General features: G+C 60.6%; 10 protein-coding genes. 4 read left to right on the top strand and 6 right to left on the bottom strand.

Annotated elements, in window-relative coordinates:
* The first annotated feature begins 19 nt into the window (after positions 1-19).
* Positions 20-499 carry a LabA-like NYN domain-containing protein gene (locus ACWNZ1_RS24735; protein WP_008012653.1) on the top strand — a complete coding sequence of 160 codons (480 nt, stop codon included), beginning with the start codon at positions 20-22 and terminating at the stop codon, positions 497-499.
* 22 nt (positions 500-521) lie between these two features.
* Positions 522-1,133 carry a 3'-5' exonuclease gene (locus ACWNZ1_RS24730; RefSeq protein ID WP_135847302.1) on the top strand — a complete coding sequence of 204 codons (612 nt, stop codon included), beginning with the start codon at positions 522-524 and terminating at the stop codon, positions 1,131-1,133.
* Between the two features lie 63 nt (positions 1,134-1,196).
* Here the strand turns inward: ACWNZ1_RS24730 and ACWNZ1_RS24725 are convergent, their stop codons facing one another.
* On the bottom strand, positions 1,197-1,649 hold the full coding sequence (locus ACWNZ1_RS24725; RefSeq protein ID WP_053125600.1) for an Lrp/AsnC family transcriptional regulator: 453 nt from the start codon (positions 1,647-1,649) through the stop codon (positions 1,197-1,199).
* A 161-nt stretch (positions 1,650-1,810) separates the two neighbouring features.
* Here ACWNZ1_RS24725 and yedA point away from each other — a divergent pair, with 161 nt between their 5' ends.
* Together yedA and ACWNZ1_RS24715 are read left to right on the top strand one after the other, a co-directional pair.
* The gene (gene yedA, locus ACWNZ1_RS24720; protein WP_265072403.1) at positions 1,811-2,713 is read left to right on the top strand and encodes a drug/metabolite exporter YedA; all 903 of its coding nucleotides are present in this window, start codon (positions 1,811-1,813) and stop codon (positions 2,711-2,713) included.
* A gap of 60 nt (positions 2,714-2,773) precedes the next feature.
* Positions 2,774-4,111, top strand: a complete 1,338-nt coding sequence (locus ACWNZ1_RS24715) for a DEAD/DEAH box helicase (protein ID WP_135847300.1) — start codon at positions 2,774-2,776, stop codon at positions 4,109-4,111.
* 86 nt (positions 4,112-4,197) lie between these two features.
* Here ACWNZ1_RS24715 and ACWNZ1_RS24710 read toward each other — a convergent pair whose 3' ends face one another.
* The 5 genes from ACWNZ1_RS24710 to ACWNZ1_RS24690 form a co-directional block, all read right to left on the bottom strand.
* Entirely contained in the window at positions 4,198-5,439 is a 1,242-nt protein-coding gene (locus ACWNZ1_RS24710; protein ID WP_135847299.1) for a TIGR03862 family flavoprotein, read from the bottom strand.
* A 76-nt stretch (positions 5,440-5,515) separates the two neighbouring features.
* Positions 5,516-7,399 (bottom strand): methyl-accepting chemotaxis protein, encoded by a 1,884-nt coding sequence (locus tag ACWNZ1_RS24705; protein ID WP_256453777.1) that lies wholly within the window; start codon positions 7,397-7,399, stop codon positions 5,516-5,518.
* Between the two features lie 56 nt (positions 7,400-7,455).
* Complete coding sequence (locus ACWNZ1_RS24700) at positions 7,456-8,697, bottom strand: OprD family porin (RefSeq protein ID WP_047229549.1); 1,242 nt, start codon at positions 8,695-8,697, stop codon at positions 7,456-7,458.
* A 152-nt stretch (positions 8,698-8,849) separates the two neighbouring features.
* Positions 8,850-10,589 (bottom strand): acetyl/propionyl/methylcrotonyl-CoA carboxylase subunit alpha, encoded by a 1,740-nt coding sequence (locus ACWNZ1_RS24695; RefSeq protein WP_456027933.1) that lies wholly within the window; start codon positions 10,587-10,589, stop codon positions 8,850-8,852.
* Complete coding sequence (locus ACWNZ1_RS24690; protein ID WP_135847297.1) at positions 10,586-12,202, bottom strand: 5-oxoprolinase subunit B/C family protein; 1,617 nt, start codon at positions 12,200-12,202, stop codon at positions 10,586-10,588. Before ACWNZ1_RS24690 ends, ACWNZ1_RS24695 begins: the two co-directional genes overlap by 4 nt.
* Between the last annotated feature and the right edge of the window lie 6 nt (positions 12,203-12,208).

Below are 12,208 nucleotides of genomic sequence, written 5' to 3'. Positions count from 1 at the left end.
GCATCCAAGAGGAAACGCGGTGAAAAAAATCGCAGTGTTCGCCGATGTCCAGAACCTCTATTACACCGTGCGCCAGGCCTACGGTTGCCATTTCAACTACGCGGCGTTGTGGGCCGATGTCAGCAAGCAAGGGCAGATTGTCGAGGCCTATGCCTATGCGATCGATCGCGGCGACAGCAAGCAGCAGCAATTCCAGCAGATCCTGCGCAACCTGGGCTTCATCGTGAAGCTCAAACCCTACATTCAGCGCAGCGACGGCTCGGCCAAGGGCGACTGGGACGTGGGCATCACCCTCGACATCATGGACGCCGCCGATCACGTCGACGAAGTGGTGCTGGCCTCCGGTGACGGCGATTTCGACATGCTGCTCGAACGCATCATCAGCAAGCACGGTGTGCAGGCGGTGGCCTATGGCGTGCCGGGGCTGACCGCCAACTCGCTGATCCGCGCCGCCAGTCGCTATGTGCCCATCGAAGGCGCGTTGCTGCTCAAGAATTGATTTTTACGGAGTTCAGACAGGTTTGGAACGCATCGCAGTCATCGACTTTGAAACCACCGGCATCACACCCAGCAGCAGTTGCCGGGCCACCGAAATCGCCGTGGTGATTCTCGAGCAAGGCCGAATCGTCGACCGCTACCAGAGCCTGATGAATGCTGGCGTGCGCGTGCCGGCCTTCATCGAGCAACTGACCGGTATCAGCAACGCCATGCTGCGCAGCGCGCCGCCGGCGGAAAAGGTGATGAACGAGGTCAATGAGTTCGTCGGCATCACGCCACTGCTGGCCCACAACGCCGCGTTCGACCAGAAGTTCTGGGACTTCGAGCTAGGGCGAATCAAGCGTACTCGCTTGCAGAATTTTGCCTGTTCACTGTTGCTGGCCCGGCGCCTGATGCCGACGGCACCGAACCACAAGCTCGGCACGCTCAACACGTTCGCCGGCTTGCCCCACACCGGTCAGGCTCACCGGGCCATGGCCGACGCCGAAATGGCCGCCAACCTCACCGCGCACCTGGCCGCGGAACTGCGGCAAAAGCATGGGCTGCGGGCGTTGTCCCATGATTTGCTGTGCAGCCTGCAGAAAGTGCCAGCGGCGAAGATCAATGAGCATCTCAAGCGGCATCGTGGGTTCTAAACACACCACAAAATCCTTGTGGGAGCGGGCTTGCTCCCACCCAGGTTGTTCAGTGTTTGATCCTTATTTCCCGTTGCCTTCCAACTGCCCCAACGGCACGCGCTTTTCAATGGCGCTGGACAACACGATCGAGGTCTTGCTGAAGCCGAACTTGGCGATGCGGTTGATCAGCTCTTCCAGTTCCGGCATCGAGCCGACCGCCGCTTGCATGATCACGCAGGGGTCGCCTGTCACCCGATGGCATTCGGTCAGTTGCGGGATTTTGCACAGTTCGTCGTAGGTCTTCTGGTTGCCGTGCTGGTTCATCCGCAGTTCGATGACGCACTGCACCGGCAGGCCGATTTTCGCCATGTCGACTTTCGCCTGGTAGCCGGTGATCACGCCGCTGGTTTCCAGCTTGCTGACCCGCTCGGCCACGGCTGGGGCCGACAGGTTCACTTTGCGGGCCAGTTCGGCGTAGGACGCACGACCGTTTTCCAACAGGGCGCTGAGCAGCATGCGGTCGTATTTATCCACGGTTTGGCTTCCAAATGGCGTGACTTTCGAAAGCATGGTTTATAGCGCCGATATCCGTGTTTTGAAAAGTGTATGGTTCGGATAAACAGGTTTTGTAACTTATTTTCCGCTTATCGCCTTTCTAGAATAACGCCTCTCATTGTCCTGACTTCGAGCCGACCATGCCGGGCCTACGCCGTTTCCCTTTGCCATTGATCGCTGCCTTTTTCGCCTTGTACGTCATCTGGGGTTCGACCTACCTGGTGATTCGCATCGGTGTCGAGCATTGGCCGCCCCTGTTGCTGGCGGGGATTCGCTTCGTGCTGGGCGGCTCGCTGATGTACGGTTTCCTGCGCTGGCGCGGGGCACCGGCGCCGACCTGGGCGCAATGGAAGGCCGGGGCCATCATTGGCGTGCTGTTGCTCAGTTTTGGCAACGGCGCGGTGAGTGTGGCCGAGCACACCGGCGTGGCATCCGGGGTAGCGGCGCTGGCCGTGGCGACGGTGCCTTTGTTTACCTTGCTCTGCGGCTATTTCTGGGGCGCGCGTAATACCCGTCTGGAATGGGCGGGGATTGTGTTGGGGTTGATCGGCATCGCCATGCTCAACCTCGGTTCCAACCTGCAATCGAGCCCCCTGGGTGCGACCTTGCTGGTGTTCGCGGCGGCGTCCTGGGCCTTTGGTTCGGTGCTGAGCAAGCACTTGCCGTTGCCGGCGGGGGCGATGGCCAGTGCTGTGGAAATGCTGGTGGGCGGCGTGGTGCTGTTGATCGGCAGCGTGGCCAGTGGTGAACACCTGGAGAGCCTGCCGCCGCTGGAAGGCTGGCTCGCCTTGGCTTACCTGACGTGCTTCGGTTCGATCATTGCCTTCAATGCCTACATGTACCTGCTCAAGCATGTGCGCCCGGCAGCGGCCACCAGTTATGCCTACGTCAACCCGGCGGTGGCGGTGTTGCTGGGGATCGTATTCGCCGGTGAAACCATCGGCGTTGAAGAGGCCGTGGCGATGCTGGTGATCATCAGCGCCGTGGTGTTGATCGGGCTGCCTCAGTGGCGCAAACCCAAGCCTGCGTCGGCCGAATCCTGATTTAGGGTAAACTGCCGCGCATTGCACACACCTTGCGCTGATTTCTCCTACGGTACTTCCATGACTTTCGCCACCCTTGGCCTGATCGAACCCTTGCTGCGCGCCCTCGAGACGCTCGGTTACCAGACCCCGACCCCGGTGCAGGCCCAAGCCATGCCGGCGGTGTTGGCCGGTCGCGACCTGATGGCCGCCGCCCAGACCGGCACCGGCAAGACTGCCGGTTTCGCCGTGCCGCTGTTGCAACTGCTGACCACCGAAGGGCCCAAGGTGACCGCCAACTCGGTGCGGGCACTGATCCTGGTGCCGACCCGTGAACTGGCCGAACAGGTCCATGAAAGCGTGCGTCAGTACGCGCAAAACCTGCCGCTGAGCACCTACGCCGTGTACGGCGGTGTCAGTATCAACCCGCAGATGATGAAGCTGCGCAAGGGCGTCGATCTGCTGGTCGCCACGCCGGGTCGCCTACTCGATCTGTTCCGGCAGAACGCGCTGAAGTTCAACCAGCTGCAGACCCTGGTACTGGACGAAGCCGATCGCATGCTCGATCTGGGTTTCTCCGAGGAACTGGCGAATATTTACAAGGCCCTGCCGAAAAAGCGTCAGACCCTGTTGTTCTCGGCGACCTTTTCCGACGCGATTCGCTTGCTGGCCGGGCAGATGCTCAACGACCCGCTGAGCATTGAAGTGAGCCCGCGCAACGTTGCCGCCAACACCGTCAAGCAATGGGTGGTGACGGTGGACAAGAAGCGCAAGCCGGAGCTGTTCATTCACTTGATGCGCAAGGGCAAGTGGAAACAGGTACTGGTATTCGCCAAGACTCGTAACGGCGTCGACGCGTTGGTGGAAAAACTCCAGGGCATGGGCATTAACGCCGACGGAATCCATGGTGACAAACCCCAGGCTACCCGTCAGCGGGCACTGGACCGTTTCAAGGCAAGCGAAGTGCAGATCCTGGTGGCCACCGACGTCGCTGCCCGTGGCTTGGATATCGAAGATTTGCCGTTGGTGGTGAATTTCGACCTGCCGATCGTTGCCGAGGATTACATCCACCGTATCGGTCGTACCGGCCGGGCGGGCTCCACGGGGCAGGCGATTTCCCTGGTCTGCGCTGACGAAGTGAATTTGCTGTCAGCCATCGAAACTCTGACCCGTCAGACATTGCCCCGGCAGATGGAGCAGGACTTCGAGCCAGAGCATCGAGTGCCGGAGACCGATGCCAGTGGCCAGGTCATCAAGAAACCGAAAAAGCCGAAGAAACCCAAGACCTCGGGCGGTGGCGGCAAGCGCAACCTGGGCAAGTGGGTGGACAGCGGCGACGCTGGGCCTGTGGAGCCTTCGGTCAAACCTGTGCGCAAGGTACCGGTGTTCAATACTGGGCCGCGCAAGCGTAAGCCTTGATGATCTGCTCTATCTGGTAAACCGCTATCGCGCATTGATATTGGACCTGCTGCCGTCTTCGCGGGCAAGCCCGCTCCCACAGGTCTTCAATCCTTGCGCTGCAACCACTCCAGCATCCCCAACCCCGCTGCCCGGCCACTGGCAAAGCAGGCTGTCAGCAGGTAGCCGCCAGTCGGCGCTTCCCAGTCGAGCATTTCCCCGGCACAGAACACGCCGGGTACTTGCTTGAGCATCAACCGTTCGTCCAAGGCTTCGAAGGTCACGCCACCGGCGCTGCTGATGGCTTCGTCCAGGGGGCGGGTTTTCACCAGGGTCAATGGCAAGGCCTTGATCGCCTGGGCCAGCCGCGCCGGGTCGCTAAAACAATCGGCGGGCGTGAGTTCGCGCAACAGCGCGGCCTTGACCCCGTCGATCCCCAACTGGCTGTGCAAGTGCTTGGCCATTGAGCGTGAACCGCGTGGCTTGCTCAGGGCTTGCTGGATTTTATCCACAGGTCGGCCTGGCAGCAGGTCCAGATGGATCGTCGCGCTGCCGTGTTGGTTGATGGCTTCGCGAATTGGCGCCGACAGGGCATAGATCAGGCTGCCTTCGATGCCGGTGGCGGTGATCACGCATTCACCGAGGCGCGGTACATCGTCATTCAGGCCGATGGCGATATTTTTCAGCGGGGCGCCGGCGAATTTGCTGACCATCAGATCGCTCCAGGCCTGCACTTCGAATCCGCAATTGCTCGGCTGCAAGGGCGCAAGGCCTACACCGCGCTGTTCCAGTGGCAGCATCCAGGCACCATCGGAGCCCAGGCGTGACCAACTGCCGCCGCCCAGCGCCAGCAATGTCGCAGTGGGTCGCAGTGTTTTTTCGCCGTCCGCAGCGGTGACTAGCAAGCTGCCGTCGGGGTTCCAGCCCAGCCAGCGATGGCGGGTATGGATCATCACGCCGGCATCGCGCAGGCGTTTGAGCCAGGCACGCAGCAGCGGGGCGGCTTTCATGTCGGTAGGAAATACCCGCCCGGAACTGCCGACAAAGGTGTCGATACCCAGGCCATGAATCCATTCGCACAGTTCATTTGCGCCAAATGCCCGCAGCAGCGGGGCGATGTTCGCCGCGCGTTCGGCATAGCGGGACAGGAAGGCCGGAAAGGCTTCCGAGTGGGTGATGTTCATGCCGCCGACACCGGCCAGCAGAAATTTCCTGCCCACCGAGGGCATGCCGTCATACAGGTCGACCTGGATCCCGGCCCGACTCAACACCTCGGCCGCCATCAGGCCGGCTGGGCCGCCGCCGATGATGGCGACGTTTGGGGTGGAAGGCTTGGGCGCTTGGGTCATGGTGAGCTATGTCTGGCGGATCAGGGCGAGCATTCTATCAGTTCGGTTCACTGGCCGAGGGGCATGGCGTGTGTGTCTACACCTTGAACGTATCGACCACACTCCGGAGTCGTCCGACTTCAAAATCCAGTTCTCCACACGCCGTGAGGGTCGAGCACAAGTTGTCGGTGGCATGGCGATTCAACTGGCTGATCTCATGAACATCCCGAGTGAGCTGGTCGACAGCGCTGGTTTGTTCCTCGGTTGCAGCGGCGACCGTCAGGCACATCTCATCGATCTCGATGATGCGTGACACCACGCTCAGCAGGCTGTCTCCGGCCTGGGTCGCCACACGTACACTTTGGCTGCCGATTTCATGGCTGCGCAGCATGGTCTTGGCAGCCTGGGTAGCCCCCTCCTGCAGTGCCTCGATCACCGCCCTGATTTCTTCGGTCGCTGTCTGGGTGTGGTGGGCAAGGCTTCTGACTTCGTCCGCCACCACGGCAAACCCGCGCCCGGCCGCTCCGGCCCGGGCTGCCTCGATGGCGGCGTTCAAGGCCAGCAGGTTGGTTTTTCCGGAGATCGTCGAGATGACCTCCAGCACCTTGCCGATATTGGCGCTTTTGGTGTTGAGTTCTTCGATCTGTGCGCGGGTTTCTTCGATGTTTTCTTGCAGGCAACTCATCGCATTGACCGTGTTCTCGACGAGCATGCAGCTCGAATCGATCTGCGCCCTGGCGCTCGAGGCGCCTCTGGACGCCGCCGAGGCACTCGAGGCGATTTCTTGCGCCGACGCCCCAAGCTCCTCAATGGCCGCCGCCACGTTGCTGGTAAAGCCGGATTGGTGTTCCGACTTCCCAACCGAGGAGTTGGAGGCCGTCAGGACCTTGCGGGTGGCCTCTTTCAGGGAGTTCGTCGTTGATGAGACTTCGGTGATGGAGGCATGGATCCGGTCGCCGAAGCGATTGAAACTCACGGCCAACTGGCCGAATTCATCATTCGACAGGATCGACAAGCGTCGGGTCAGGTCACCGTCGCCCTGGGCGATATCTTCCATCGCGTGACTGATAAGGCGCAGGGGCTTCATCAACACGCGAATAAGCAGCCCGAGCAGCAACAGGGTGGCCAGGCCGGCAACGATTGTGGTGATGATCGCCGAACTGCGGAACGCAGCAAGACTGGCCATGGCTGCCTGCTTGTCCAGGACGATGCCGATGTACCAGTCTTTCATCGGCAGGCCTTTGATCGCAGAGAACAGTGTGAATTTCACGCCATCGACCGTAGTGGCTTCCACCAATCGATCATTGAGCGTCGGGGTATTGCCCGGAAACAGATCGGACAGTGTCTTGCCGATCAGTGCCTTGTCGGGGTGAACCAGTATTTTGCCTTCCTTACTCACCAGAAAAGCGTATCCACTGCCCTCGAAGGCTTGCGCGTTGAGCGTTTGAGAAATCGTCTCGATGTTCAGACTGGCGCCCAGGACGCCGAGCGTTTGCTGCCCGGCGTGGAGGGCGACCGCCTGGGTGATAATCGGGTAGTCGATCCCGGCCCCTACGTAGGGTTCGGTCATTGCCACGCCATGGTCTACGGCGTCTATGTACCAGCGCCGTTGCCGACTGTCGTAATCGGCTGGCATCTCCCGCGGGGGATGGATCTGGAACCCACCGTCACGGGTGCCCACATAACCGGCGATAAACTGGCTCATGAGCACTTGGCTTTGCAACTTGTCGAGTATGTTTTGCGGCGAGGGATCGTGGCCGATGAGTTCGGCAAATCCCTTTAGCAGAATCAGTCTTCCGTCCAGCCAGCTCTGGATATCATGTGCCATCGATGCCGAGAGGGCGCGGGTGTGTTCCTCGATTTTTTTTACGTTGTCGTCACGCAACCGAACGTCATTCAATACGGTGAATGTGGAAAACACCGTCATGATAAGCAACGAAGCAATCAGTAGTATCTTCTGGTTAAACCTGAGATTTTTCATTGCACTTTCTCTGAATAAGGATCGGTTGCGCAGGGACACAGGTCGCCGTCAGCGAATTACCAAAGTGCCAATGTGTAACTGACGATCAGGCGGGTTTCATCCAGGTCATTGCTGAAGTTCGAACGAACCGTAGCGTTTCTGAGTTTGACCCCGAGGTTTTTCAGCGAACCGCTTTGGACCACGTAACCGATATCCGTATCGCGCTCCCACTCTTTGCCCGTATTACTGCCCCCGACCAACGCGTTGTCACCCTGGACATAACGACTCATGAACGTCAGCCCGGGAATGCCCAGCGCGGCGAAGTTGTAGTCATAACGCAGCTGCCAGGAGCGTTCCTGAGTGTTGGCAAAGTCATTGATCTGGACGAAGTTGACCAGGTATGGGTCGCTATTGGCAATGTACGGGAAGGGATCGTCACCGCTCATGCGCTGATAGGCGGCGGTGAACACGTTGGCGCCCAGGGTGTAGGCAACCAGTCCGTTCGCGGCGCGGTTATCGAGGGGGCGGAAGTTACCGTCATCGGTACTTTTCGAATAACGCAGATCGAACTTCAGCGACTGTTGCGCGGCAAGAGGGATTTCATAGACGACGCCGCCAAAGAACTGCCGATAGACATTTTCCAGATTGCCGTAGAACAGACTTGTGCTAAGGGCTTTGTTGAAACTGTAAGTACCGCCGGCAAAGCGGAAGTCATCACTGACACCGCCGATGCGGTTACCCGTGAAGTCCTGATAGTTCGAAGAACTGTTGAACTTGATTTGCTCCAGCTTGCCGCCTTGCAGGACCAACTGATCAATGTCTTTGGAGGTCAGTAGCGCGCCTTCGAAGGTGGAGGGCAACAGGCGTGTGTCATTGCTCGATACCACGGGCGTACGGAAGGCGAGTGAGCCTACCTTTAGAGCGGTTTCCGACACCTTCGCCTTGGCCGTCAGCTCAAGTTTGGAATATTCGTCCTGTGAGCCGCGGCCGTTTTTCGAACTAAGGTCAGCCGGCAACAGGCCCGTGCCACCGGAACCATCACCGCCGTCAAGCTTGAGGCCGAGCATGCCAACGGCGTCGATGCCCAGGCCCACGGTGCCGGCGGTATAACCCGACTCGAATCGCAACATGGCGCCCTGGGCCCATTCTTTTGCCGAGTCCCGCTGGGCCGTGGGAGGACCGTTGCGAAAGTCACGATTGAAGTAGAAGTTACGCAGTTCCACACTGGCCTTACTGTCGGCAATAAAGTCTGCAGATGCCGTAAATGGGAAAATCAACGCGCAAGTACCCGCAATAGCCAAAGTCTTATTGATTGACATGCTCTTTATGCTCCAGATAACGGCAGATTTATGTGTTGGGTTTTATCGTTATTTTGATTGCAAAGTTACATCTACAGTTTTCTGCGGGCAGCACGCGGCAACCGGGTTATTACCCCGTTGCGCGTACTGACTGCGAAAAGAAAAGTTTTAAATCAGAGAGCTGTTTTGATGCGGCCAATGACGGAGCCGGCTTCAAAATAATCGCCTGCCTGTTTGGCGATCTGCACCTGGCCTTCACAAGGAGCGAGGACCGAGGTTTCCATTTTCATGGCTTCTACAACCGCGATCACTTGCCCGGTGCTCACCGACTCGCCGTCTTCGACGACCCAGGTATGCAGATTACCCGCCACGGGCGTCAGTACCGCCTGCGGATCAGTGACCTCGGAGGGGGCCGTGCTTTCGCTGGCGGTACCCGCTGCGTTCAGGCTGACGTCTCGCAGCAGCGCAGCCGGAAGGCCCAGTTCGTGGCGCTTGCCGTCGATCTCGACAAACGTGCGCAGGATGCCTGGGTCGGCCGATACCGCGGTACGTGGGGCGAGCGTGATCTGTTCGGCGAAATCGGTTTCGATCCAGCGCGTGTGCACGGCGAATTTATCGGCACCGGTGAAGTCGTCATGGTCCATCACGGCCCGGTGGAACGGCAGCACCGAGGCAATGCCTTCAATGTTGAATTCCGCCAAGGCGCGTCGGGCGCGGACAATAGCCTGTTCGCGGGTGGCGCCGGTGACGATCAGTTTGGCCATCATCGAGTCGAAGGTGCTGGGCACTCGCGAGCCGCTTATCACGCCGCTGTCCAGGCGCACACCCGGGCCAGACGGTGGCAGGAAATCGGTGATCTGACCGGGGGTGGGCAGGAAGCCCTTGCCTGGGTCTTCCGCATTGATGCGAAATTCGAAGCTGTGGCCACGCGGGGTCGGCGTCTCACTGAAGGACAACGGCAAACCGTCGGCGATCCGCAGTTGTTCGATCACCAGATCCACCCCAGTGGTCTCTTCGGTCACCGGGTGCTCGACCTGCAAGCGGGTATTGACCTCGAGGAACGACAGGGTGCCATCCTGGCTGAGCAGGAACTCCACCGTGCCGGCACCGACGTAGCCGGCTTTGGCGCAGATATCCTGGGCGGATTGATGAATACGCTGGCGCTGTTCGTCGCTGATAAAGGGCGCTGGCGCTTCCTCCACCAGCTTCTGATTGCGCCGCTGCAAGGAGCAGTCACGCGTGCCGACGACGACGACCTTGCCGTGTTTGTCGGCGAGGATCTGCGCTTCGATGTGCCGAGGACGGTCGAGGAACTGTTCGACGTAGCATTCGCCACGACCAAAGGCTGCTTGCGCTTCGCGCACGGCGGAGGCGAACAACTCAGCCACTTCGTCCATGCGCCAGGCGACTTTCATGCCGCGCCCACCGCCGCCAAAGGCTGCCTTGATGGCAATTGGCAGGCCGTGCTGTTCGGCAAAGGCCAATACTTCGGCGGCGCTTTCGACCGGGCCAGGCGTACCGGCGACCAGAGGCGCCCCGACCAGTTGGGCAATTTTTCGCGCCTCGACCTTGTCGCCGAGCACGTCGATGGTCTGCGGGTTGGGACCGATCCAGATCAACCCTGCGTCGATCACCGCCCGGGCGAAGTCAGCCCGTTCAGACAGAAAACCATAGCCGGGGTGCACGGCATCGGCGCCGCTGCGTTTGGCCACGGCGATCAGTTTGCCGATATCCAGGTAGGTTTCGGCCGGGCGCTGGCCATTCAGTGAGTAGGCTTCGTCGGCCTGGCGCACGTGCAGGGCGTCGATGTCCGCGTCGGCATAGACCGCGACAGACTGCACGCCGTAGTCGCGGCAGGCGCGGGCGATGCGGACGGCAATTTCACCACGGTTGGCAATCAGTAATTTTTTCATGGAATTTTTTTCACATCGGCAGTTGAAGAAGCTTGCGTAACGGGTTGAATCTCTTTGAAGCCGTCCACAGGGTTGAAGCGAATCTGCGCATTGATAGGGATCTGGCCAGCCAGGTCGAGATGGTAGCTGGCGACTGCGGCGATCACCGGATAGCCACCGGTCAACGGGTGATCGGCGAGAAACAGAACCGGTTGGCCGCTGGCCGGAACCTGAATGGCGCCCACGGAGGTGCCTTCGCTGGGCAACTCATGGTGGTTGCTGCGCGCTAGCGGTATTTCACCGGCCAGACGAATACCGACGCGGTTGGACTGTGAGGTGACGCGCCAGAGCTGGCTGCTCAGACGCTGGATGGCGTCTTCGGTAAACCAGTCGGTACGCGGTCCCATGACCACGTCAAGGGTGACGATGTTGGCAGCAGTAGGCAGCTCAAAGGCTGGGGCTTCGTTCAGCGATACGCTGGTTCCCGTTGTCAGTGTCGTAAAGCCCAATAGGTCGCCGACGGCGAGCGCCGGGGGGCCGACCTGGGCCAGGGTGTCTGTGGACAGGCTGCCCAGCACCGGAGTGACGTCAAAGCCGCCGCGAATCGCCAGGTAGCTGCGCAGCCCCGCGAGGGGGGAACCCAGGCTGACGCGGTCACCCGCGTCCAGCTCGATGGGCTGGTAGTGACTTGCCTGCCATTGCAGGCCACTGGCGTTGGTGATGGTGACCGGGGTTTGCGCCCCCGTGACCGCGATCACGGCACGGCCATGGCAAACGAAGCTCAGGCCGCCGAGGACCGATTCCACACAGGCCATGTCCGAGCGGTTGCCGACCGCGCGGTTGGCGGCCCGCAGCGCGCCCAGGTCCAGCGCGCCGGAACGGGATACGCCTTGGCCGGTCTGGCCGGGACGGCCCATATCCTGCAGTACGCTGTGCAAACCGGGGGTGATGATTTCCAGATAGGCGCCGCTGGGCGCGGCGGCACTTGCCGGTGCCGTGGGGGCGGGCAGGCCACCCGCCGGGAGCGGGCCTGCATCGGTGAAGCGCACTTTATAGCCTGGACGCAGCAAGGCCGATTCAGCGCGGTTCAGGTCCCACATCTGCAAAGGCGTGACGCCGATGATCTGCCATCCACCGGGGCTGGCTTGGGGATAAACACCGCTGAATTCCCCGGCCAGGGCAACCGCACCCGCGGGTATGCGGGTGCGTGGAGTTTGTCGGCGAGGCACCTGGAAACCCGCACCGCCGGTGAGGTAGGCGAAGCCCGGCGCGAATCCGCAGAAGGCCACGCTGTAGTCATGGGCGGTGTGGCGTTGGACCACCTCGGCGCGGCTGATCCCCAGCAGCGTGGCGACCTCGTCGAGGTCTTCGCCATTGTAATGGACGGGAATTTCCACCCGGCGATGCTCGATCGCGCGGCGCTGGCTCAGGTCCTGGCCAGCGATACGATTGACGAGCGCCTGCTGCGCAATGGCGCTGGGGCGAAATTGGATCAGCAGCGTTCGTGCGGCAGGAATGATTTCCTCCACGCCAGCAATCGGCTCGGCCATCAGGGCGTCGAACAACGCCAGGGTCTCGTCCAGGTCTTTCAATTCGACGAGCAGGGCGTCCAGGTTGACGGGTAGAAAACGCACAGGAAA

This window comes from Pseudomonas sp. CFBP 5748, from assembly GCF_053850495.1.
Note: the sequence above shows the minus strand (reverse complement) of the source record. Positions and strands in the feature narration are given on the sequence as shown.